Below are 26,287 nucleotides of genomic sequence, written 5' to 3' on the forward strand. Positions count from 1 at the left end.
GCATAAATAAAAATGATTTATTGTATCTTTTTAGTTAGTTTGTGATCTGTTTCTCAAATAACCGTCAAGCAAACGGTTGCGAGCTATCTAAATGAAAAATAAGCCTTTTTCCTATTCACTCGATTTTATACAATTATATAAAACATAAGAATTTAATCACGAATAAAATGTCATATTTTCCCGACAGCTAAATTTCTATAAAATATAAAATCTATTTGCTAACTTGAGAGCCGTCTATGTTAAAACTCGCTAAAAAGGCATTAAATAAGTTTCTACGTAAAACGATTAATCGCCGAAACCGCCAACAATTACAAAATCACACGATGTCCGTACTATCGATTAACTGTAACGGCGCATTTATTTTGCACGATTTGAACGAACAATTTCGTTCTCCGTTTGTGAATTTATATCTCTCTCCGACCGACTTTTTGAAATACTTAAAAAATATGCCGCACTATATGCAGGCTGAACTGACCTTTATCGCCTCTGAAAAGAACTATCCGGTCGGGAAATTGGATGATCTCACCATTCATTTTATGCACTATCATTCCGAGCAAGAAGCGGCAAGTAAATGGGCGGAACGTAGCAAACGCATTAATTTGGATAACCTGTTTGTGATGATGACCGATCGTGACGGCTGTACTTACCAAGATTTGCAAGAATTCGACCGCTTGCCGTTCGCAAATAAAGTGGTCTTTACCCATAAGCCTTATCCGGAATTAAAATCGGCTTTTTATATCGAAGGATTTGAAAATCAAACGCAAGTCGGCGATTTATTCGAGTTTTCCGGCTGGGACGGTAAGAAATATTATGACCAATTGGATTATGTGAATTGGTTTAACGGGAAAGGTTTCTAGCGTATGTTTAAGGTTTACGGTTTAACGGTAGATGATCAAACACGCTGTCAGCATTATCATTCGGTACTGGATATTATCGCCATTAAATTCAAATGTTGTAATAAATTTTACCCCTGCTACCTATGTCATCAAGCCTGTGAAACACACGATATTGAACGCTGGCAAGCAACTGAATTTGATAAGCACGCAATTTTATGCGGTAATTGCCGACAAACTTTAACCATTCGGCAATATATGCAGGTTACGCATTGCCCTTACTGCCAAGCACAATTTAATAGCGGCTGTCAGAAACACTATTCGATCTATTTTGAGGTAGAATAAAAATAGATTGAAATCCATATAAATATCAAAAAAGCAAGCGGTCGCTTTTGCAAAAAAATCTGCGAAAACGACCGCTTGTTAATTTTTATATTTTGAGGTTAATCCGCTATTTTTTCTTTGTCGGACGCTGCCAGCCTTGAATATGACGTTGTGGTACACGGCTAATCACCAACTCGTTTTCCGCCACATCTTTAGTTACGGTTGCACCCGCACCGATTGTTGCACCGTCTGCGATAGTCACCGGTGCGACTAATTGGCTGTCCGAGCCGACAAACACATTGTTACCGATAATCGTTTTGAATTTGTTTGCACCGTCATAGTTGCAAGTAATTACACCCGCACCGATATTACAATTGCTCCCTACTTCCGCATCACCGACATAAGTTAAGTGGTTTACTTTTGATCCTTTACCGACTTGTGCGTTTTTAATCTCGACGAAGTTACCAACATGAGTTTCTTCCGCAAGATTTGCCCCCGGACGTAAACGAGAGAACGGACCGATTTGTGCCGCTTTACCCACTACCGCATCTTCAATTACAGAATACGGTTTAATTTCTACATCATCGCCGATTTCGCAGTTTTTAAGTACACAACCTGCACCGATACGAACACGATTACCCAGTTTTACTTCACCTTCGATAATGACGTTTACATCAATTTCAACATCTTTACCGTGAGTTAAGCTACCACGAATATCAAAACGAGCCGGATCAATTAAACGCACGCCGGCTAACAGTAATTTTTCCGCTTGCGTTTTTTGGTAGAAACGCTCTAATGCGGCAAGTTGTAAACGGTTATTCGCCCCTTCAACTTCCATAAACTCACTCGCTTGTACCGCTTGAACTTTATAGCCGTCTTGATTTGCCATTGCGATCACATCTGTAATATAGTATTCGCCCTGTGCATTATTGTTATTCAAATTAGCCAGCCATTTTTTGAAACTGGCACCGCTCGCTACCATTACGCCGGTATTCACTTCACGGATTTTTAATTGTTCCGCATTCGCATCTTTTTGCTCCACAATCGCAACCACGGAACCGTTTTCACGAATAATACGTCCGTAACCGTTCGGATTTTCTAATTCTACGGTTAATAATGCGATACCGTTTGCCGGTTTTGCCACAATCAAACGCTCTAAGGTTTCTTTGGTAATTAACGGCGCATCACCGTAAAGCATTAAGATATTTTCATCGTCTGCAAAGAACGGCGCAGCCTGTTGCATTGCATGCCCCGTGCCTAACTGCTCCGCTTGTAATACCCAATTTACCGGCTCGGAACTTAAGCGTTGTTGTAATAATTCACCGCCGTGACCGTAAATTAAATGAATTTGTTTAGCATCGATCTGCTTTGCCGTATCGATAACATGTTGAACCATCGGCTTACCTGCAACGGTGTGAAGCACTTTGGGTAAATCAGAATACATACGAGTACCTTTACCCGCCGCTAAAATTACTACGCTTAGTTGAGTCATTGTGTAATCCCTTAATGAATTAAATAAATACTATAATATTGTAATAGAAAAACGCCATAAACAGAATGAACTACATATTGCTAAAATACATTTTCTTCATGTTTATTAATTTTTGATATAAATTCGTTCGATTAGTTCTGGAACTTCTGCGATTTTATTGATTAAAAGATATAAAAAAGCTCCGACGTATTGACGGAGCTTTTCAACCATTTAATCAATTACATACCGGTATGCTCGATTTTTTCTACGGATGCTTTAGCATATTTTTCTTCGTCAAACTCACGAAGCGGTTTATGCTCTTGTCCTAAGAAGGTATAAATAACCGGTAGTACAAACAAGGTAAATAATGTCCCGATGCTTAAACCGGCAACAATCACCATCCCCATACTGAAACGAGCAATAGCCCCTGCACCCATCGCAAACAATAACGGGATCAAGCCGGCCACCATCGCCGCGGTCGTCATCATAATCGGGCGTAAACGAATAGTTGCCGAATGAACGATCGCATCAAAACGGGATAAGCCGTTATGTAACTGTTCTTCTTTCGCCACTTCGCACATTAAGATACCGTGCTTAGTAATCAAACCGACTAACGTTACTAAACCTACTTGCGAATAGATATTTAAAGTTGCACCGGCTATTCCGGCAATACCTAACACATTCAGTACGACTAAAGCGCCACTTAATGCAAGCGGTACCGAAACCAAAATTACCATCGGATCACGCCAAGATTCAAACTGAATCGCAAGAACAAGATAGATAATCACGACGGCTAAAGCAAATGTCATCGCCATTGCATTACCTTCTTGTACATATTGGCGCGCTTCGGATTTAAAGTCGTATTGATAACCTTGCGGTAAGCTGCGATCAAGCTCCGCTTTAGCCCAATTTACCGCATCACCGATTGAGCTGGATACCACACCGGAAATCGTTGCGGAATTTAACTGGTTCATACGAGGTAACGCCGCCGGTTCCGTTGATAACTCTAAAGAAACAAACGAACTTAACGGCACGGACTCGCCACTTGCAGTGGTTACATAATAATTAACCAAATCCTGCGGATTTAATCGATCTTGACGAACCGCTTGCGACACAATCGGATAAGCACGAGAGTCGATATCAACACGCGTAATAATCGCGCCGGATAAATATGCTCCTAACGTACCGCTTACCTGTTGCATCGTTACACCGTAAGTCCCCATTTTCTCACGATCAAATTTCCATTTCATCGTGACCGTATCAAATTTCAAATCCAGACTTGAGAAGAAGAATTGACCCGATGCTTGCGCTTTTTTCAAGAAGTCGTTCGCGACATCGGCTAACTTCACATAATTATCCGCCGTAGTAATTACTAATGAGAACGGTAAACCGTTTTCACCGGTTGAAATTTCCGGGAAGGAAATTGCGTTAATATCCATACCGACTACGTTTTTCGCAATTGCAGAAACGTCCGCCGAAATCGGTTTACGTTCACGCTCACGCTCGCTCCAGTCTTTTAATGAAATAATTGATAAGGCACTGTTTGCGCCGTTAAAACCGGAAACAGTCATCATCGATGCGACTTCCGGAATTTTCCCGGCCTCTTCATTAAATTTTTCCGTTGCCGCTTGCGTATAATCTAAGTTGGTATTGGACGGGCCGTTACCGATACCGACCACGAATCCACGGTCTTCGGTCGGTGCAACCTCACTGGAAAGAGAAGTTAATAACGTCGGTAATACCGCAAAAATGCTCATTGCAAAGATAACCACTAACCAACGTACCGACATCACACCTCTTAACATATTGGTATAACAAGCGGTCATTTTATCTAGCATTGTATTGATACATTTTGAGAAACGACTTTCGTTTTCTTCATTATGCTCTTTTAATACTCGGCTGGACATCATCGGAGATAAGGTTAATGCCGCAATCCCTGAAATAAATACCGCACCGGCAAGCGTTAGTGCAAACTCTTTAAATAAAGAGCCGGTAACGCCTTCCATTAATGCCATCGGAGAATATACCGCAGCAAGTGTTATGGTCATTGAAATTACCGGTAAGGCGATTTCACGTGTACCGATGATCGCCGCATCAAACGGTGTTTTCCCTTCTTTTACGTGGCGTTCGACGTTTTCCAACACCACAATCGCATCGTCCACCACAAGCCCGATTGCCAACACTAACGCTAACAAGGTTAATAAGTTAATAGAGAATCCGAACATTTGCAGGAAGAATAACACCCCGATCAATGAAATCGGAATAGTAATAATCGGCACAATCATTGCGCGTAATGATCCTAAGAAAAGAATGATTACCGCTAATACGATAACTGTCGCCTCTCCGATAGTTTTAATTACCTCATTAATCGAGCTGTTAATTGCAACCGTTTTATCATACATAATTTGACCGTTCACTGACGACGGTAAATTTTTAGTGATAAGGTCAAATACCGGATAAATATCTTTTGCCACCGTAAGCGAGTTAGCCGTTGTTGCGGCACTAACCGCTAATACAACCGCTTCTTTACCGTCTGCGATAGCTCGGGAAGCGTCTTGATATTTATCCAATTCAACTTTTGCAATATCTTTAAGTTTAACGATACGACCGTCGGAAGTTGTCGAAATGGTTACGTTTTCCAGTTCTTCGACAGACGGCGTACTGGATTCCACTTTGTTCTTATAAACCGTGTAATAACCGTTCGCATTACCGGCAGCCGTATTTAAGTTATTCGCACTTAACGCCGATAATACCGCCGCACCGGAAAGGTTATTTCCCGCCATTTTGTCCGGGTCTAACCAAATACGTAAACCGAAGTTCGCCGCACCGAAAATATCTACGCTCGAAACGCCGTTTACCGTAAAGAATTGAGGTTTAACCACACGATTGATATAGTCGGTAATTTGCGGTGTAGAAAGTTCATCCGAAACGAAACGGATATACATTAACGCATCGTTCGAACCGGACGAAACGCTAATGGACGGATCGTCAATACCGCTCGGCAAATTCGCACGAATCGCATTTACCTTCGCAGAAATATCCGCGAGCGCCATTTGCGGATTGGTATTTAACTTCATCTTAATCGTTGTCGTGGAAGAACTAGGACCGCTTGATGAAGTAACATAGTCGATATTATCCGCCTGCGCTACCGCTTCTTCAATTTGAGAAGTTACCAATGCCTGCATAAGGCTTGCATCCGCACCCGAATAATTGACTTTTACCGTGACAATAGAAATCGTCATTTCGGGATATTCGCGTACTTGAAGTTTGTTAATAGATTGCAAACCTAAAATGGTAATCAGCAAACTAATACAAACGGCAAGTACCGGACGTTTAATAAAAATATCAGTAAATTTCATTGATTACCTCAATTAAAGTCTACTTTCTTTAGCAGGTTGAGTCACACCGACCGCTTCTTGATCAGAGACGATGACAAGTGCGTTATTGCTTAAACGTTGGAATCCGCCCGTTACAATTAAATCACCGGTTTTTACGCCTTTTGCCAATTGTGCATAAATACCGCTACGATCTAATGTTTTTACTTCAACCTGTTTTACACGATACATTTTTTCCACTTTTAATTTCGGATTTTGTTCCGCCATTTTGGTCGCTAATTGTTTATCTGCTTCGGAAAGCGGTTGTAAGACATAAAGGGTTTCGCCGTACATAGTATAAGTTACCGCTATTTGCGGTACGACGATTTGATCTTTCTCCGTCGGTAACGCAACGTTTAAGCGTGCGAACATTCCCGATAATAATTTGTTCTGATTTTCAGTAATTACCGCTTCCACATTGATTAACCCCGTCGTATGATCAACCGCCGGATCGATTGCAACGATACTCGCCGGGAAAGTTTGTCCCGGTAACGCATCGACCACCGCAGTCACTTTTTGTCCTACCACGATTTTCTCAACATCGGTTTGCGGTAAGGTAAAACGCACTTTCATCGAACTTTGATCTTCAACACGTACGATTTGCGTACCCGTCGTAATGTATTGTCCGACATTCACATTTACGATACCGGCAAGTCCGTTAAACGGCGCATAAACTTTACGACGAGCGATTGAAGCCTTTAAAGATTCAATATTTGCCAATAATTGATTATAAGCCGATTGCGCATTATCAAATTCCGCCTTAGACGCACTGTTTGATGCGACAAGATTACGATAACGCTCATAATTGGCTTTAGCATTCGGTAACTGTGCTTGTGAAGCGCGTAAAGTGGCTTCCTCTACCGCACTATCAAATTCCACTAACAAATCACCCTTGTTCACTCTTTGCCCTGAACGTACATGTACTTTAGTTACCGTACCCGATGCCTCGGCACTTAACATCGCACCTTGATTCGGTCTGATATAACCGACAGCGGAAATATTCGGTGTCCATTCTCGCGTTGAAATCGTCATCGCCGTAATTTCACTTACTGTTTCCGGCATATTTGCCGCTGCTTCCGCTTTCTTACCCGCAATAAATTTCTGCATTCCCGCTACCCCGACAAAGGCAACGAGAACAACAACTAAGGTTATCGCAATCAAAAACTTTCTGCCTTTACCCGGCTTTTGGTTTTCCGTCGTCATAGTCTCTCCGTAAAATAAAATGAAAAACTTCCTTAGCAAGCAATCGCTTTCCAAGTCCGTAAGATAGTTTCCTCGAAAAATTCCGTTGATACGGGTTCTTGCTTGACTTGTTCCAAATAAGCAATATCCGTAGCCACCCCGATACTCATACAATAAAGTAGATCATTAGGAAGCGGTATAATTACACCTTGCTTTTTACCTTCCTCAACAAACTGATTCCAAATAAATTCGGAATCATTCATTATTCGGCATAAAATACTGTTAAAACCTAGCATCGCTTGGTATTGAGATAAATTTGCCGCAATGATGGGATTATCCGTAAGAAAGTGCCTTTTCCTATTCCAAATCTCACGATACTGATCAAAAAAAGAACTGTTCGGATTAAACTGAATATTCAGATAACGATAATATCGTTCATGTAATTGTTCCGCCAAACAATCCAGTAACTCGTCTTTCGTTTTGAAATAGAGATAAAGCGTGCCTGTTGCGATACCAGCTTCACTTGCGATTTTCCTCATCGATAAATTTTGCAAACCTTCCTTTGCAATGAGCAACTCCGCCGCCGATAAAATCTGGCGAGCCATATCATTCAGCCTCTCTTTTTTAGACATAAAATCTCCCATCCGCCACATAATGAACAAGCGTTCATTCTATATTTATTCATTTAAATAATCAAAGAAAAAATGCTTCGATATATAGTGACGAATAAACCTTTTGCATTATAAATTCGCAAATTTATACAAAAATCTTACCGCTTGTTACTCTCACTCCATTAAATTTTATGTTAATATTATTAATATTTTTTTATGAAATTTTTACTATGGCAACTCAATCAAAATATCAAAGCAAACAATTCGATGCGTTATCCGGCGATTTAATCGCAATCCTTGAAAAACATAAAGCGCCGGTGGATCTGTCTTTAATGGCGTTAGGAAATATGGTCACGAATATTTTATTAGAAAACGTGCAAACCGAAGCTCAACGTCTTGCGCTTGCCGAAGCATTCTCAAACGCACTTAAAAATTCACTTAAAATCAAATAACAATGCTAAATCGATTACGCCGACTACTACCGTCAAATTCTCTCCAATACCGTGAAGAAACTTCGCAGCGTATTACTTGGGGACATTGGTTCGCACTTTTTAATGTGGTGTTGGCGTTATTGATTTCTTCTCGATATGCGTTTAATGCCGACTGGCCTAATACGCTTTCCGGTAAGCTCTACTTTTTCACCAGTTTATTCGGTCATTTCAGTTTTATTGTTTTTGCCGTTTATCTGTTACTACTCTTTCCTCTCAGTTTCTTAATTAAAAACGAACGGACTTTCCGCGGACTTTCCGTGATTTTAGCGACTATCGGACAAACCGTTTTATTGCTGGATACCGAGGTTTTTAAACAATTTTATCTGCACTTATCTCCGCTGGTGTGGGACTTGCTGGTAAACCCCGATCAGGGTGAACTGACTCGCCAATGGCAATTACTTTTTGTTCCTATGCCGCTTATTTTATTGGTAGAAATGCTCTATTCCCGTTGGTGTTGGCAAAAACTTCGCAGTTTTAACCGCCAGACATGGGGAAAATATGTCGCTTATTTTTTCTTTAGTTGCTTTACCGCAACCCATTTGGTTTATGCTTGGGCGGATATGACGCTTTATCGTCCGATTACCGCACAAAAAGCCAATTATCCGCTTTCTCATCCGATGACGGCTCGAACTTTCTTACAAAAACACGGTTTGATTGATCAAGTGGAATTACAACAAGAAATCGAAGAAAGCGGTCGTTTGGACAGTTTTTATTTAAATTATCCGAAACATACCTTAATTTTCGCTCAGAAACCGACGACTAATCTCTTATTCATTAATTTGTCCGGTTTGAATAACGATGCGATTACCGCCGAATATATGCCGACGCTAACCGAGATCAGCCGAAAATCTCATCGCTTTATGCAACATTATTCGAGCGGAGATTCTGCCTCCGCCGGCGTATTAGGTTTATTTTATAGTTTAAGCGGCAAATATCTGGATGCGGTATTAGGTAATAAAGAAACGTCGCCGTTGTTGCTTGCTTTCAGACAATCCGGTTATCAATTGGGACTATTTTCTCACAACGGATTTGCCGATCCGATTTACCATCAAGGCGTTTTTGCGGGAATTTTATTACCCGAATCTCAGAATAATTTAGATGCTATTGCACAATGGAAACAATGGGTTACTCAACGTTCATTAAACGAGCCGTTTTTTAGTTATTTAGATTTAGCGATGCCTAGTGCAAACGATTATGTTCAACAAACGAAATTACTTGATTGGCAACTCAATGAAATTTGGACTCAGCTGGAAACCCATGCCTTGCTAGCCAATACGTTAGTGATTCTTACGGCGGATCAAGCGCTTCCGTCCGATAAACAAAGTGAAAATAGTTTTGCCAAACAACATATCCAAGTACCGATGATGATGTATTGGCAGGGCGAAGGCAAACAGTATGATTTTCTGTCAAGCCACGTAGATATATTGCCTACGTTACTCAATCAATTCTTTAAAATCAAAAACCCTCTTAGCGATTATGCACAAGGGATTGATTTAACGACGCAAAATAAACGTTTATGGCTATTGGCATCAAATCATAAATGGGATGTAGCTATTATGCCGGACGGCGAGCAATATCACATTGATAAACGAGGACACTTTGAGAATTTTAATGCGCAAGGTGAAAAAGTAAAAAGTGAACGTCCGCCGCTTGCACTCTTCTTACATATGATCCAACAAAGTAATCAATTTGTTGAGAAATAAGCGGTAACTGAAAATGGGATAACAAGCCCATTTTCTTTTATTGTGCCTAAGCTATTTTATTACACGATAACGTAAAGAAATAAATACAAACCATAAAATAGCAAAACCTGCCAATCCGCCGCCAATCCATCCGATATAAGGCAAACCGATATGCTGAATCACTTGGCTACCGATTAATGCGCCGCCACCGATACCGACATTATAAATCCCCGAATAAATTGCCGTTGCCACATCAGTCGCATCCGGTGCGAGATCCAATACTTGCATTTGCAATGCGATACTCATTGCGGTAATACCAATTCCCCAAATAAACACTATGCCGAACATCGCCGCAATATGATTACTAAATGGTAATAGACACATCTGCATTAGCATAATTAATGCCATATTGCTGATAATAAATTTCTTCGGTGCTTTCGGATATAAACGCCCGAATAAGAAACTTGCCGCCACACCGGCCAAGCCGAACACTAATAAAATTGCCGTGCCGGTTTTTTCACTCATTTGGCTGATCTTCACCATAAACGGCTCAATATAACTATAGCCGGTAAAATGTCCGGAAATAACAACCGCTGTCAATAAGTAGATACCAACTAGCATCGGACGCTTAATTAAAATCGGCAAGCTGGCTAACGATCCCGAATTTTTGCTTGGTAAATGCGGTAGTAACTTCCACATAATCAACATAATACCAAGTGCAATAATGCCAATTAGAGCAAAGGTTTCACGCCAACCGAACGCTTGTCCGATCATTCGCCCTAACGGTAAACCGAGAATCATCGCTAATGAACTGCCTAAGGCTAATAGTCCTAACGCTTGCTGTTTTTTATCTTTCGGTGCAACACGAATGACCAGTGAAGCGGTAATTGACCAGAAAATAGCATGGGTCAAAGCAATCCCCATTCGGGAAATCAACAACATGGTAAAGCTGGTGGCAAAATATGAGACGATATGTCCCACAATAAATATCGCAAACAACACTAACAATAAACGCTTTCGTTCTACTTTTGCCGTCAGTAACATAAAAGGTAATGCCGCTAAAAAAACCACCCACGCATAAGCGGTAATCATTAATCCTGTCGTTGCCGTTTCCATCTCAAAGCTAACCGCAATATCCGATAACAGTGCTACGGGGATAAACTCCGTGGTATTAAAAATAAATGCGGACAGTGAAAACACAAACACTCGCAAAAACGAAAGTTTGCGATGTTCTTTTCTGGTAATCATTTTATTCTTCCTAAAAAATTAAGCGGTCAGATTTTGCAATTTTTTTGCAATTTCTGACCGCTTGTAAGTTCACGCTTTATTGTTGCCCAAACCCTTTCAATCCGACCACGTGTACATACTCTTGGTTATTGGTAATTTTACGCACCAATTTATAAGTCGTACCACGTTCCGGGCTGATATTTTCCGGTGCGGCAATCAATAACTGCATATCTAAACGCTCGCACAATTCAAACAAGGTATTGATTGAAGTTGCATCCAAACGTGCCGCTTCATCAAGGAATAATAAGCGGCTCGGTAAAATATCTTTCGCGCGCATACGGCGAGATTCCTCTTCCCAGCTTTGTACCACCATTAACAGGATGGACATACCGGTACCGATCGCCTCACCGGTTGAAAGCGAACTACTTTCCGCACGCATCCAACCGTCTGCACCACGGAAAGTTTCCACTTCAAGATCTAAATAGTTACGGTAATCCAATAACTCTTCACCGATCGTTTGTGGCGTACGTTGTCCCATATCGATATGCGGATTCACACGTTTATACAACATTGCCAACGCTTCCGAGAAGCTGAGTTTTTGGCTGTCGAATAAGTCTTTATGCTCTTCTCTGCCATTGCTCAATGCGTTAAGTAAGATTGCGTGCGTATCACGAATATTCACCACCAAACGCACCCCTTTCACCTGACCGAAGGCAATATTTTGTAGCCCTTGGTTAAGCTGTAAGATACGGTTTTGCTCACGTTGAATCGTTTTACGCAAGATATTTGCCACCGATTCCGCACTAATTGCTAATTTTTTCTCACGGCTGGTTAATTCGTTGGTTAAACGAGATAACTCGATTTCCATTTGTTCAATCGCATCAATCGGATCATCGGTTTTAATAATATCCTGACGAATACGCTCGCGTAAGTGTTGATAAACCGCAATAAAGAACGCCACTTTATTTTCCGGCTTACGGCTGTCTTCCGAAGCACGTAAGCTATCTCGGAGATATTCGTTATCCGCCACTGCAGTACGTAAAGCACCTAACGCCTTATCGGAAATCGAACGTAATTCTTCCGCCGATTGATAAGCTAACTCACGGCGATTCAGACGTTTTTCCACATCGCTGTTACGTGAAAGTTTAAGCACTAAACACCAGCTGACTTTCGCTTGTACTACTAACTCACGTTGTGTGTGGTAATCACGTTCCGCTTTGCGTAGCGTACGGGTTAAATTATCAATTTCCGCTTCAATCGTACCTAATTGTTTATCTAAATAACCTTTGCGTGAACGCTGTTGGCTTAAACGTTGTTGTAATTCGTCACGGCGTGATCTTGCTCGTTCTTCCGCACCGATATCACCACGTACGCCTAAGTCATCGATTTCACGAATCAATTCTTGCAACATCTGTGTTTTCGCATCACACGAACTGCGTAAACCGGTTAAAACTTGGTTGTATTGAGTAAATTGCGCTTGTGCTTGACGTAATTGATCACGAGCTTGCTCACGTTCACGCTGTGCATTTTCTAAACGTGTACGTAATTGTTCGGTTAATGCAGAACCTTCCGAACCAATCGCTTCTTCGTAACTGAAATGCACACGACGTTGAATTACATCAGACAGCGCAAAAACTTTTTGTTGTACTTGTTTTTGTTCCGCTTTAGCTTGTTGGTAATCTTGCTCCAGCTGTTCGAACTTCGCCGGATCGCTCTTCAAGCTCGCAGCAATCGGTTCTAATTGAGTTAAATAATTACCGAATTGGCGAACGAACTGTTCATCTTCTTCCGCTTCATCTAATTGCGCACGGCATTCTTCCGCACGATCCGCTAAGGTTTCGTCTTCTAACAAGCTAACAAGCGGTAGAATTTTATTCAACATTTGCAAGTTTGCTTTTGCCGAATCTAATTGGGTGCGTAATTGCTGTTCGTTGCCTGCCGCTTGGTTAAGTTCACGTTCGATTTCAGTACGTTCCGCCGCAATTTCTTGCATTTTCTCTTCCGGATTCGGCTGGAAGGCTAAACTTAAATGCGTACCGACAAATTGGCTTAAATGCTGATGTAAACGCTGACATTTTTGTACGTCAAACGCACGTTCCGCGTGTTGTTCGCTCACTTCATCACGTTCCGCTTTTAACGTTTCTAGATGTTTCTCACGTGCTGCACGTCCGAATAACGGCACTTCCGGGAACTTAGAATAACGCCATTGACGATCAGATACTTTGACCACCACACCTTCGGCTAATTCTTCTGCGGTAAATACCGCATCGTCAAATGCTGACGGGTCACCTTCGATCAAATAAAGATCGGTCGGACAATCGTCTAATTTTTCTAATTGTGCTTTAACGCTTTCTAAATCACGCACCACGATAGCGTGACGAGCTTCACCGTAAAGTGCTGAGAAATATGGTGCATCATCAATCGAGACATCATCATATAATTCAGAAAGCAACACGCCGCCAAAACGTTCCGCCAATTGATTTAAGCGGACATCATCCGAACCGTCCGGCTGACTTAAACGAGTAATCTGTGCGTCTAATGCTGCCTCTCGGCGAGCCAATTCATCACGAGCTAGAGTTGCTTCACGCTCTTTAGTCAGCATATTCTGCATAAACTGCATTACAGACTGGCTGGCTTCAAATTTTTCACCGCATTGCTCTTCTAAACGCGCTAATGCGGATTGTGCCGTATGCCATGCCGGTGCGGTTTTCGCCAATTGGTTATATTGCTGATTAAGCTGTTCACGTTGCTGACGTTGAGTCGAACGCACTTCAACAAATTCCGCTAATTCCGCTTCCACATCTTCAAGGCGAGCCTGTTGCTGTTCGAAGTAGCCTTCTAATTCTTCCGCTGTTTCAAATTGAGTTTGTGCTTTTTGATTAAATTCGGCTAATAAGCGTTCCGCATTTTGTTGTTGATGTAAACGTTGTTCTAAATCTGCAAGTTTCTGGCGTAAAGCGACCGCTTGTGTTGCCTGCATTTTTTGATCAGTAAACGCTGTTAGCAAACTTCTCGCTTCATCCCACGCCTCAGAGCGGTCAATTTCACCGGAAATTTTGCAAACCAATTCATAAGCTTTTTCGAACTGCGTTTTCGCCATATCTGAAACGGATAAACGTTGTTCCAGTTCGAAGACTTGATCGGTTAAATCGTCCGCCTGTGCGGCAAACTCCGCATGATAATCTTCTACATTATGGAGATCTAAATGCGGTAAGCCACAAAGTTGTTTCGCTTTTTCTAATGCAGCAATCGCCTGTTGGTATTGCAACGCACGTGTTTGCTGAGCATCTAACGCTTGCTGATAATCCGCCATTTGTGAGCGTAACTCTTCCACTTGTTCATCGGCATCATCCGCTCTTACTTGCGCAGTTTCCACTTGCTCGGAAACTTCTTCTAACGCAATTTGTTGCTCTTCCAGCTTTTCATTGAGTTCCGCAACTTCATCTTGATAACGTTCGATTTTTTCTTGGTGACGAAGCGCATTCATCACTAAATTTAAGTGATCGTTCGCCGAATTGTATTCCGCTTCTAAGCCACTTTCGTTTTCTGAAATATCCGCTACTTCACGGCTAAATTCGATTAAACGTTGCTGTTCTAACTCAAGTTTAGATTTCGATTCATACCACGCTCGGCGTTGCTCTAGAGCAATTTGTACGTTACCACGGCGCTCATTTGCATTGCGCATATAATCAGCCGACACGTAGTTAGTTGATTCGGTGATCAGGTGTTTAAACATATCACGATCAGATTGCGTGACCTTAATCGCTTCTAACGTCATACGGTTTTCACGTAATGCCGATTCCATATCTTGGAATGCTTGGCGAACGCCGGTGTTTTCCGGTAATAAATAATCACGCAATGATTTGGTAATTACGCTCGAAATACCACCGTAAAGCGACGCTTCGATTAATTTATAAAATTTACTGCGATCCGCCGAAGAACGTAAACGTTTAGGAATCACGCCTAAATCGAACATAAAACTATGGTAATCGGTAATCGAGTGATATTGTTTAAATACCACTTCCGAATTATCAAATTTATCTTTTAGATCCGCTAACGGTAATACACGTGCTTTTTCGCCGACTTGTTCGGTTAAGACGCTGATAATTGAATCGCCCATCGGCACGTTTTGTAACGAGAACGAGCGAATATCCACTTTTTTGTCACGCCCTGCCACTTGTTGTAAACGTACACCGGTAATCACACGCTGTCCACGAGAGTTCAACGACTCTAACACCGCATAACACACACCGGCTTTTAATTTACCGTATAAACCTTTATCACGAGAGCTGGAAGTGGAACCGGCTTCCGTGGTATTACGGAAGTTTAAAAGAGTTAGATCGGGGATCAAAGCGGTCACAAAACCCGCCATTGTGGTGGATTTACCCGCACCGTTACCGCCCGAAAGCGTGGTAACCAGCTCGTCTAAATCGAAGGTACGTGCAAAAAAACCGTTCCAGTTAATTAACGTAAGCGAACGGAATTTACCACGGCTCACTGTATGTTGAGGATTGGCAAGCGGTGCGATTGGTGCAGAATTTTGCAACGCAGTGGTTTGATCTTCAAATAATTCGTTTGTATCTGTCATTTGCTTTATCTCGTTAGCCGTTATTCTGTTTCATCTTCTAGTTCGTCAGTTGCAGAATTTTCTGCAAATTCGACCGCTTGTTCCGCCAAAATTGCCGGTGTTGTCGCTTCACCGTCACGAATTAAGCGTAATTGCGCTTCTCGCGGATCATCGCCTACTCGGACATCCGCTCCGAAGCGGAACACGGATTCCGAGATCACAAATTTCTTGCTGTTTTGATCACCAATACGGACAATGATACCGATACGTGCTAAACGGCGTAACGCACCTCCGACTTTCTCGGCTAATTTTGCTTTATCTAAGTCAGAACCGGTCGAACGTGGATTCACTGCCTTAAGTAATTTGCTTTCATCAGCGAGATTCATTAGCTCTTCATACACATCATCTTGGCTGAAAATGCCTTGTTGCGCTAAACGCTCGGGGCTAAGGTAAAGATAGCAAAGCACTTTACCCACTAACATTTCCATTTCCGACATTGCCGAACGGGCGATCAAGGTTGATGCTTTCGGGCGTAGGTAAAAAAAGCCTTCCGGCGCACGAATTAATTCCACGTGATAACGGCGGTAAAAACTTTCTAACTCGGCTTGGAAGTCCATTAAGAATGCGTGTTCGTCCAGCTGTTCCGTATTAATATGGCGACCGGCACGAAGTTGGCTGTCTAGCTCTGGGAAAATCGGATTAGCAATTGCCACTGCTAATTTTGGAGAAATAACGTCTTGAATTTGCTCTGTCATATTTTACTCTCGTAGGGCAGGCATTCCTGCCTACCATTAAACTTTCTGTTTTTCCAATGGTGGGCAAAATGCCCACCCTACTATTTGTTATATTGGTCGATTACGTTCGCCTGAACTTCCGCACCCTTATCATTAATTGCTTGCCATTCAGGATAAACCGCTTGGCTATCAAGGCTTGCCATACCGAGTTTTACCGCTTGATCCACAATAATTCGTGCCACATCAAAATGGCGAGATTGCGGATAAAGCGCAAGTTGCTCTCGTAATACCGCACCGAGATCGATTGGTTTACCTTCCGCTCTAAACGGCGCTAAATGCGCTTGCATTACGCTGATAATTTGTTCTTGAACATCCGAAAGCGATTCATATTCCAACTCACTCGGTAATTCACCGACCGCTTCCGCCTCATTCAGCATCGTTTCATCGTCACGCAGATCTAATAGCGATTCCGCTTTGGCAGTATAAAGTAACCAAGGCGCATTGAAATAATCTTGAATAGATTGGCGTAAACGCTGACCGAACACACGGTTTTTATCCATATCAATCGCCGTACGGATAAATTTATGTACGTGACGGTCATAACCGATCCACAGGTCAATCGCTTGTTGCCCCCAGCTAATGATGCGGTCTAATTTGTTTTGCAGATTGACAATCAATTGATCAACAAAATCCAAATCATCTCGCCCGATCAAGCAGCTTTGAATACGCAGTAATTGTGCCTGTAACTTGTCACCTGCCGCATTAAGCGTATCTTGTAACTCACGTAAATTACCCGAGGTTTCGTCCAGTAATTGTTCACAACTAAGAATCGCTTCATGCCAATTTTGACTTAACAGTTCGGCAATTCGCTCACGAATTTGGTGTTGATTTTCATCCATCATACGTTGGGAAAGATCGATACTGTCGAAAATTTCCGCGACCGAATATTTAAGCGGTGCAAACACGTTATTACGCCAAAAACGCTCGTCACCGCCCTCTTCCGCCGCCGATGAAGCACGCTGAATCTCGTCCGCTACAATCGAAAGCTGAATGGATAAACGTAAAGTCGAAAACTCTCGCTGACGCACATAATAATCCGCCACACCGACACCTAACGGAGTGATACGATAAATGGCTAGACCTTCGGTAAATTCGCTGGAGAAACGGTTAAGAAAACGCTGTTTAACTAAATCGTTAATCGCATTATTGGCACGTTGTGTAAGGGTGACTTCCGATTGGTCGAACGCTTCAGAAACATAACGGAAAAGATCAACAAGATCGCTTTCTAAAAGCTCTCCGTCCGTTTGTTCGTTATTGTAAATGGAAATCGCCAAGAGAAAGGCAAGGCGATCAGAAGAAAGCGAAAGAGAGAATTCTCGTTCTTTCGTCCAGTTGATCAGTTCAGGGATTGTCTGTGCCAATTCGTTTTGCATACAGCTTTATCGTTGTTGATGAAAAATGGCGTTTATTGTACAGGAATGTGAATCAAATAGGAATGAAATCAAAAAAAGAAGCGGTCAAATTTCGCAAAGTTTTTACGAAATTTGACCGCTTGTATCATTAATAAAATTTATAACTAATGCTTAGTGACATAATTAGCAAAAATAACAAAAGCTAATCCGACTAATGCAAATACAGCTAACCCAAGAGTAAATTCCATTAGTTACCTCTCTCTGATTTCAGTCTAAATATACGTCCAACAACTAAGAATAAGTATATAGATAAACCTAATAAAAACAAATTAATTAGTTTCCAATATACAATATCCTTACCATATAAAATAACAGGACAAGCTAAAATAGCAACTTTGGCAATATCATCAGAAACTTTTGCCCAAGATTCAAATGATGCTTTTTCAATAGGTTTATGCAATAAGTTATACATATGAACTCCTTTTATATTTAGGGTCTATTCTAAACAGTCATATTAAAAAGTTCATATATTATTTCTAATTACTCGATCTCGATCGAAAATTTCCTATTCAATAATCTCCACAGTCGAAGTCGCACTTAGGCCTCGTACAAGTTGAGATCCTTTTCTTGCTCGTTCGCCACGATAATTATCAATATCGCTCGGCTTAAGGGTGATTTTGCGTTTGCCGGAAACAAACACTAACGACTGTGTCGGTTTAACCAGTAATAAACGGGCAAGCAATTCATTACCTTCTTTTGCCGCCTGTGCGGAAATATTGATAATCTTATTCCCTTTACCTTTCGAAAGCTGTGGTAATTCGGTGATCGGGAATACTAACATTCGTCCGACACTACTCATTGCAACAAGCGAAAGTTCTGCTTCATTATCAATTAATTGCGGTGGCAACACTTTGGCATTTTCGGTTAAAGAAATGACCGCTTTACCCGCCTTATTGCGAGAAACCAAATCTTCGAAGCTACAAATAAAGCCATAGCCGGAATCCGACGCCATCAGGACTTTAGTGTCCGAGTTCGCCATTAACACTTGTTGCACGGTTGCCCCGTCCGGTAAAGTGATTTTACCGGTGAGCGGTTCGCCTTGAGAACGTGCCGATGGTAGCGAAGTCGGATCAAGCGCATAAGCTCGCCCGGTGCTATCTAGGAACACGACCGGCTGATTACTTCTGCCATAAGCATGGGCAAGATAGCCGTCACCGGCACGATAACTTAAGCCTTGCACGTCAATATCATGCCCTTTCGCACAACGTACCCAGCCTTTTTCCGATAGAATAACTGTCACATCTTCGGTTGGGGTTAAATCACTTTCAGAAATCGCTTTCGCTTCGGCACGCTCAACAAGCGGTGAACGGCGCGGGCTGGCAAACGCTTTTGCATCCGCTTGAATTTCTTTTTTGATCAACGTATTTAAACGGCGCTCCGAGCCAAGCGTTAATTGCAATTCATCACGCTCTTTTTCAAGCTGCGATTTTTCCGCTTGCAATTCATGTTCTTCTAATTTTGCTAAATGGCGTAAGCGTAAATTTAAAATCGCTTCTGCTTGTGCTTCGCTCAAATTAAAGCGAGCCATTAATGCCGTTTTCGGCTCGTCTTCATTGCGGATAATTTCGATCACTTCATCAATATTGAGGAAGGCGATCATTAAGCCTTCTAAAATATGCAAGCGGTTTAAAATTTTATCTAAACGGTGATTTAAACGGCGCGTTACCGTAGTACGACGGAATACTAGCCATTCGGTTAAAATCGTTTGCAGATTTTTCACCGCCGGTTTACCGTCTAGCCCGATCATATTCATATTGACTCGATAGCTTTTCTCGAGGTCAGTCGTGGCAAACAAATGATCCATTAACGCTTCAAAATCAATACGATTTGAACGAGGCACAAGCACGATGCGGATTGGGTTTTCGTGATCCGATTCATCACGAATATCATCCACCATCGGCAATTTTTTATTACGCATTTGCGTTGCGATTTGCTCAATCACTTTTGACGGTGAAGCTTGATGCGGCAATGCCGAAATCACAATTTCTCCGTCTTCTTTTTTCCACACCGCACGCATTTTGATTGAGCCTTTGCCTTGCTCATACATTTTGGCAATATCGGCTTTAGGGGTAATGATTTCTGCCTCAGTCGGGTAATCCGGACCTTGCACCACCGTCATTAACTCGGCAAGACTTGCTTTCGGATTTTCCAATAACATCACGCTTGCTTCGGCTAATTCGTTGATATTGTGCGGTGGAATATCGGTTGCCATACCGACTGCAATCCCCATCGTGCCGTTCAGCAAAATATGCGGTAAGCGTGCCGGTAAATATTTCGGCTCTTCAAGCGAGCCGTCAAAATTCGGCTGGTAATCAACCGTACCTTGCCCTAATTCTCCCAATAATACCTCTGCCATTTTTGACAGCTTTGATTCGGTATAACGCATTGCCGCAAAAGATTTCGGATCGTCAGGCGCACCCCAGTTCCCTTGCCCGTCAATCAGCGGATAACGATAAGAGAACGGCTGTGCCATGAGTACCATTGCTTCATAACAAGCACTATCGCCGTGCGGGTGGAATTTACCTAACACGTCCCCGACGGTACGTGCGGATTTTTTGTATTTCGCCGAAGCATTTAAGCCTAATTCGGACATTGCATAAATAATACGGCGTTGTACCGGTTTTAACCCGTCACCGATAAACGGCAATGCACGATCCATAATGACGTACATCGAATAGTTTAAGTAAGCGTCTTCGGTAAAACGCTTAATCGGCATCTGTTCAACGCCTTCGTAATTGATTTCTATACTCATTTTTGCAAATAATTTAGTAAAAAAGACCGCTTATTTTCTATGATTTACGGATCGCTGTCCACCGTAAAAAGGTAAGCGGTCCGATTTTGTAAAAATCTTACAAGCTCTAAAATAATAGGCGATTTTCTATAAATCTTTAGGTATAATAGATTCGTTTTGTTTCTTGCTTTTAGAGAGGCGGCTATCAAAAATTTTCCGCTAAGATAAAATGAAGAAAATAAGATTAATCAGAGAATTTTTGCTAGTCGCATTAAAAGAAATAAAACAATAAATAAAGTACAAATTAATAGGAATGTCAAAATGAATCCAATTGTTAAGCAATTTAGATACGGCCAGCATACCGTAACGTTAGAAACAGGTGCTATCGCACGTCAAGCAACGGCGGCCGTTATGGCAAGCATGGACGATACCACCGTATTCGTCACCGTTGTGGCTAAAAAAGAAGTTAAAGAAGGTCAAGATTTCTTCCCATTAACGGTAGATTATCAAGAGCGTACTTACGCAGCCGGTCGTATTCCCGGCGGTTTCTTCAAACGTGAAGGTCGTCCGTCTGAAGGCGAAACTTTAATCGCCCGCTTAATTGACCGCCCTGTGCGTCCGCTTTTCCCGGAAGGTTTCTTCAACGAAATTCAAGTGATTGCTACGGTTGTTTCGGTGAACCCGCAAATCAGCCCGGATTTAGTGGCGATGATCGGTGCTTCAGCGGCACTTTCATTATCGGGCGTACCGTTTAACGGTCCTATCGGTGCGGCGCGTGTCGGTTTTATCAATGATCAATTCGTATTAAACCCGACCACTTCGGAACAAAAAATCAGCCGTTTAGACCTTGTCGTAGCCGGTACGGATAAAGCGGTATTAATGGTGGAATCCGAAGCGGATATTCTTTCCGAAGAACAAATGTTAGCGGCGGTCGTATTCGGTCATCAGCAACAACAAGTGGTTATCGAAAATATCAAAGAATTCGTGAAAGAAGCGGGCAAACCACGTTGGGATTGGGTTGCACCGGAACCGAATACTGCATTAATCAACCAAGTAAAAGCGTTAGCGGAAGCGCGTATCGGCGATGCGTATCGTATTACAGAAAAACAAGCGCGTTACGAACAAATCGATGCAATTAAAGCGGATGTTATCGCACAATTAAGCGCACAAGACGAAACCGTTTCGGAAGGTGCGATTATTGATATTATTACCGCATTAGAAAGTTCTATCGTTCGCGGTCGTATTATTGCCGGCGAACCGCGTATTGACGGTCGTACGGTAGATACGGTTCGTGCATTAGATATTTGCACCGGCGTGTTACCTCGCACACACGGTTCCGCAATCTTTACTCGCGGTGAAACGCAAGCCTTAGCGGTTGCGACTTTAGGTACCGAACGCGATGCGCAAATCATCGACGAATTAACCGGCGAAAAATCCGACCGCTTCTTATTCCACTATAACTTCCCTCCGTACTCTGTCGGTGAAACCGGTCGTATCGGTTCGCCGAAACGTCGTGAAATCGGCCACGGTCGTTTAGCGAAACGCGGTGTATTAGCGGTAATGCCGACTGCGGAAGAATTCCCGTATGTAGTGCGCGTAGTATCTGAAATTACCGAATCAAACGGTTCTTCTTCAATGGCTTCCGTATGCGGCGCATCTTTAGCGTTAATGGACGCAGGCGTACCGATTAAAGCGGCTGTTGCGGGTATCGCAATGGGCTTAGTGAAAGAAGAAGAAAAATTCGTGGTGCTTTCAGACATCTTAGGTGACGAAGACCACTTAGGCGATATGGACTTTAAAGTAGCCGGTACGCGTGAAGGTGTAACCGCACTTCAAATGGATATTAAAATCGAAGGTATCACGCCTGAAATTATGCAAATCGCATTAAATCAAGCGAAAGGTGCGCGTATGCACATCTTAAGCGTGATGGAACAAGCGATTCCTGCACCTCGTGCCGATATTTCCGATTTTGCACCTCGTATTCATACGATGAAGATCGATCCGAAGAAAATCAAAGACGTGATCGGTAAAGGCGGTGCGGTAATTCGCGCATTAACCGAAGAAACCGGTACTTCGATTGATATTGATGACGACGGTACCGTAAAAATCGCTGCAACCGATAATAATGCGGCGAAAGCGGTAATGGCTCGTATCGAAGATATCGTGGCTGAAGTTGAAGTGAACGCGATCTACAAAGGTAAAGTAACTCGCGTTGTGGACTTCGGTGCGTTCGTTTCTATCTTAGGTGGTAAAGAAGGTTTAGTACATATTTCGCAAATCACGAATGAGCGTGTCGAACGCGTTGCGGATTACTTATCCGTAGGTCAAGAAGTGACTGTGAAAGTAGTTGAAATCGATCGTCAAAACCGTATCCGTTTAACTATGAAAGATCTTAATAACGATACCCCTGTTGCCGAAAATGTAACTGAAGAAGCGGAAGTTTCGTCAGAACAACAAGCTGAGATTTAAAAATAAGATATCTACCTTCAATTCTTGAAGGTAGATATCTTCTCATAGGCGATTTACCTAATGTGTTTACTGATTTTTAAAGTGTTTCACCTTCGCTTCTTGATGCTTAATCTTTTGGCGTTGCTCTTTCTGACCGGTTGTATAAGCCGTCATTCGTCGGAAATGGTATCGTCCAACCGCTTAGCTTTAGCCGAACTAAACCCTCAATTGCGCTTTGAACAAGAAGTAATGGTCGTTCGTTTAACTCAAGTACTACAAGAAGCCAAATTAAATCCGGACGAACGTGCCGCACTACATTTCGAACGCGGCGTACTCTACGACAGTCTAGGATTATGGTCGCTTGCACGTTATGATTTTACACAGGCTATCGGCTTGAATCAGAAAATGGTTGCGGCTTACAATTATATGGGCTTATACCTATTACTTGAAGATGATTATGACAGTGCGATTGATGCCTTTAATGCGGTATTGGAATTAGATCCGAACTATAACTACACTTACCTTAATCGCGGATTGGCTTTTTATTATAGCGGCCGTTATTCCGAAGCTCAGCGTGATTTGTTACGTTTTTATGATGCGGAAAAACAAGATCCGTACCGAGCGTTATGGCTATATTTCAACGAATTGGAGTTAAAACCTACAGAAGCCAAAAACAACCTAATTAAGCGTGCCGAAACGCTTTCTCCCGAGTTCTGGGGCACAAATGTTGTACATTATTTCTTAGGGGACTTAACTCTGAGCGAACTTCGTGCTAGAATGGATGCAGAAGCCCAACCGAATACGGCTTCTTATGCAGAAATTCTGACCGAAACATATTTTTATTTAGCAAAACAAAAACTCAAATTAAATAAAACGGATGAAGCGATTACGCTTTTCCGTCTCTCTCTTGCAAATCAAGTGTTTAACTTTGTTGAGTATCGTTTTGCCCTATTTGAACTCTCGCAGCTACGTGGTGGTAGCAATGTTGCGGTTCAAGATGATCCCGTTGTTGGGAAAAATTAGGACGAATGAAGCGGTCTGGTTTTACAAATTTCTTGTAAAAACGGGCCGCTTATACTCTTGGGACAATTTGTTAAAAGCATTTGATATTGCTTCTTTATTTCATTTTTTCTTTCCTAACTACTCAACAATTTCTATCAATTGATGATGGATATTGAAGAATAAATATCTTTACGGCTATTTATTCGGCATTATCTATCGTCCGTTATTATTTATGGTTTTTTATGACAACTGATTCTTTAACTTTCGCAGACCTTGGTCTTCCTCAATCTATTCTTGATGCTGTAAACGACATGGGGTTTGTGACGCCTTCTCCTATTCAACAAGAAACGATTCCGCATTTATTAGCCGGCCGTGACGTACTCGGTATGGCACAAACCGGTAGCGGTAAAACAGCGGCATTCTCTTTACCTTTATTAGCGCAAATCGATCCGACTAAACGTCATCCGCAAATGTTAGTCATGGCACCGACTCGTGAACTTGCGATTCAAGTCGCGGATGCTTGCGAACAATTTACTAAAAATATGAAAGGCGTTAATGTGGTTACCGTTTACGGCGGTCAGCGTTACGACATTCAATTACGTGCTTTAAAACAAGGCTCACAAGTGGTGGTCGGTACGCCGGGTCGTATTCTTGACCATATTCGCCGAGGTACGTTAGACCTCTCTGCTTTGCAATCCATCGTATTGGATGAAGCGGACGAAATGCTTCGTATGGGCTTTATTGACGACGTTGAAACCGTGATGGCGGAATTACCGGAAAATCACCAAACCGCATTATTTTCCGCAACCATGCCGGAGCCGATTCGTCGTATTACTCGTCGCTTTATGCAAGATCCGCAAGAAGTCAAAATTCAAGCGACGCAACGTTCCGCACCGGATATTACCCAAAGTTATTGGTTAGTAAACGGCTTCCGTAAAAACGATGCGTTATTGCGCTTCTTAGAAGTCGAAGAATTTGATGCGGCAATCATCTTTACCCGTACCAAAACCGGCACGATTGATATTACCGAATTATGCGAACGCAACGGCTATCGCACGGCGGCGTTAAACGGCGATATGACCCAACAAGCGCGCGAGCAGACTTTAGATAAATTAAAATCAGGCCGTTTAGATATTTTAGTAGCGACCGACGTTGCCGCTCGCGGTATCGATATCGAACGCATCAGCCTTGTAGTAAACTTTGATATCCCGTTAGATGCGGAATCTTATGTTCACCGTATCGGTCGTACCGGCCGTGCAGGACGTTCAGGACGTGCCTTATTATTCGTCGAACCGCGTGAACGCCGTTTACTGCGTAACATCGAACACTTAATGAAAAAACCGATCGATGAAGTGGCGATTCCTAATCACGAAATTCTAATGGCAAAACGTCGCGAGAAATTCAAAGCGCGTGTTTCTAAACAATTAGAGCATCACGATTTAGAAAAATACCGCGAGTTGCTTGAAGATTTATTCACTGCCGACCAAGATCACGAAGAATTGGCGGCGGCAATGATGATGATGCTTCAAGAGAAACAAAAACTCATTCTTCCGCCGGATCCGGAAATTCGTGCGGCACGCGGCGAACGCGGTCGCAGAGATCGTGATGATCGTCGCGGAGGACGCGATGAACGCCGTGGCGGTCGTGAACACCGTGAGAATAACGGTGTAGCAATGGATTTATATCGTATCGAATTAGGTCGTGAAGACGGTGTGGAAGTACGTCATATCGTTGGCGCTATCGCTAACGAAGGCGATATTAGCAGCCGCTATATCGGTCACATCAAATTACACGATACTTATTCTACGATTGAATTACCGCAGGGTATGCCGAATCATATCGTGCAACACTTTGCACAAAAAGCGCGCGTATTAAACAAACAAATGCAAATGTCTTTATTAGGCCCTGCCGGTGGTGTAAACAGCCAACCGTTTGAAGAACGTCGCGGCGGCGGTCGTCGTAACGATAGAAACGACCGCAATGATCGTCGTAGTGATCGCGGCGGACGTTCTGACCGTCGTGAAGGCGGCTTTAACGACCGTAAAAAAGGCGGTTTTAAAGAAAAACGTTTTAATGACAAAGGTCGTGGTCGTCGCGACTAATTGATCCCGTTAATAAATGCCCCGATTTTGGGGCAT

General features: G+C 42.5%; 17 protein-coding genes. 7 read left to right on the plus strand and 10 right to left on the minus strand.

The window, feature by feature from the left end:
• Positions 1–236: 236 nt before the first annotated feature.
• Entirely contained in the window at positions 237–857 is a 621-nt protein-coding gene (locus DY200_RS03650; RefSeq protein WP_005607422.1) for a DUF1919 domain-containing protein, read from the plus strand.
• 3 nt (positions 858–860) lie between these two features.
• A complete protein-coding gene (locus DY200_RS03655; protein WP_115586961.1) occupies positions 861–1,178 on the plus strand; it encodes a CHY zinc finger protein in 318 nt (105 codons plus the stop codon).
• A 106-nt stretch (positions 1,179–1,284) separates the two neighbouring features.
• Here the strand turns inward: DY200_RS03655 and glmU are convergent, their stop codons facing one another.
• The 4 genes from glmU to DY200_RS03675 all read right to left on the minus strand — a co-directional run bounded on the left by glmU (position 1,285) and on the right by DY200_RS03675 (position 7,816).
• Positions 1,285–2,649, minus strand: a complete 1,365-nt coding sequence (gene glmU, locus DY200_RS03660; protein ID WP_115586962.1) for a bifunctional UDP-N-acetylglucosamine diphosphorylase/glucosamine-1-phosphate N-acetyltransferase GlmU — start codon at positions 2,647–2,649, stop codon at positions 1,285–1,287.
• Between the two features lie 218 nt (positions 2,650–2,867).
• On the minus strand, positions 2,868–5,987 hold the full coding sequence (locus DY200_RS03665; protein WP_039709050.1) for an efflux RND transporter permease subunit: 3,120 nt from the start codon (positions 5,985–5,987) through the stop codon (positions 2,868–2,870).
• A gap of 12 nt (positions 5,988–5,999) precedes the next feature.
• Entirely contained in the window at positions 6,000–7,205 is a 1,206-nt protein-coding gene (locus DY200_RS03670; protein WP_115586963.1) for an efflux RND transporter periplasmic adaptor subunit, read from the minus strand.
• A 32-nt stretch (positions 7,206–7,237) separates the two neighbouring features.
• The gene (locus DY200_RS03675) at positions 7,238–7,816 is read right to left on the minus strand and encodes a TetR/AcrR family transcriptional regulator (RefSeq protein WP_374189198.1); all 579 of its coding nucleotides are present in this window, start codon (positions 7,814–7,816) and stop codon (positions 7,238–7,240) included.
• Positions 7,817–8,025: 209 nt separating this feature from the next.
• Here DY200_RS03675 and DY200_RS03680 point away from each other — a divergent pair, with 209 nt between their 5' ends.
• Both DY200_RS03680 and DY200_RS03685 read left to right on the plus strand, forming a co-directional pair.
• Positions 8,026–8,247, plus strand: coding sequence for a YejL family protein (locus DY200_RS03680; protein WP_005607413.1), 222 nt, complete (start codon positions 8,026–8,028; stop codon positions 8,245–8,247).
• A gap of 2 nt (positions 8,248–8,249) precedes the next feature.
• Entirely contained in the window at positions 8,250–9,989 is a 1,740-nt protein-coding gene (locus tag DY200_RS03685; protein WP_115586964.1) for a DUF3413 domain-containing protein, read from the plus strand.
• Positions 9,990–10,040: 51 nt separating this feature from the next.
• Here DY200_RS03685 and DY200_RS03690 read toward each other — a convergent pair whose 3' ends face one another.
• From DY200_RS03690 to parC, 6 genes are all read right to left on the minus strand, one after another.
• Complete coding sequence (locus tag DY200_RS03690) at positions 10,041–11,216, minus strand: sugar transporter (protein ID WP_115586965.1); 1,176 nt, start codon at positions 11,214–11,216, stop codon at positions 10,041–10,043.
• Positions 11,217–11,292: 76 nt separating this feature from the next.
• Positions 11,293–15,783, minus strand: a complete 4,491-nt coding sequence (mukB, locus tag DY200_RS03695; protein WP_115586966.1) for a chromosome partition protein MukB — start codon at positions 15,781–15,783, stop codon at positions 11,293–11,295.
• 20 nt (positions 15,784–15,803) lie between these two features.
• Positions 15,804–16,517 carry a chromosome partition protein MukE gene (gene mukE, locus DY200_RS03700; RefSeq protein WP_115586967.1) on the minus strand — a complete coding sequence of 238 codons (714 nt, stop codon included), beginning with the start codon at positions 16,515–16,517 and terminating at the stop codon, positions 15,804–15,806.
• A gap of 80 nt (positions 16,518–16,597) precedes the next feature.
• On the minus strand, positions 16,598–17,929 hold the full coding sequence (gene mukF, locus DY200_RS03705; protein WP_115586968.1) for a chromosome partition protein MukF: 1,332 nt from the start codon (positions 17,927–17,929) through the stop codon (positions 16,598–16,600).
• Between the two features lie 226 nt (positions 17,930–18,155).
• Positions 18,156–18,380: a hypothetical protein gene (locus tag DY200_RS03710; RefSeq protein ID WP_005603958.1), complete on the minus strand. Its 225-nt coding sequence runs from the start codon at positions 18,378–18,380 to the stop codon at positions 18,156–18,158.
• A gap of 93 nt (positions 18,381–18,473) precedes the next feature.
• Positions 18,474–20,720, minus strand: a complete 2,247-nt coding sequence (gene parC / locus DY200_RS03715; protein ID WP_115586969.1) for a DNA topoisomerase IV subunit A — start codon at positions 20,718–20,720, stop codon at positions 18,474–18,476.
• Between the two features lie 300 nt (positions 20,721–21,020).
• Here parC and pnp point away from each other — a divergent pair, with 300 nt between their 5' ends.
• From pnp to DY200_RS03730, 3 genes are all read left to right on the plus strand, one after another.
• On the plus strand, positions 21,021–23,168 hold the full coding sequence (gene pnp / locus DY200_RS03720; RefSeq protein WP_115586970.1) for a polyribonucleotide nucleotidyltransferase: 2,148 nt from the start codon (positions 21,021–21,023) through the stop codon (positions 23,166–23,168).
• 60 nt (positions 23,169–23,228) lie between these two features.
• Entirely contained in the window at positions 23,229–24,170 is a 942-nt protein-coding gene (gene nlpI / locus DY200_RS03725) for a lipoprotein NlpI (protein WP_011848431.1), read from the plus strand.
• Between the two features lie 221 nt (positions 24,171–24,391).
• Positions 24,392–26,251 (plus strand): DEAD/DEAH box helicase, encoded by a 1,860-nt coding sequence (locus DY200_RS03730; protein ID WP_012262860.1) that lies wholly within the window; start codon positions 24,392–24,394, stop codon positions 26,249–26,251.
• The last annotated feature ends 36 nt before the right edge of the window (positions 26,252–26,287 follow it).

It is taken from the genome of Actinobacillus lignieresii (assembly GCF_900444945.1).
In the GTDB taxonomy this organism is placed as follows: Bacteria; Pseudomonadota; Gammaproteobacteria; order Enterobacterales; family Pasteurellaceae; genus Actinobacillus; species Actinobacillus lignieresii.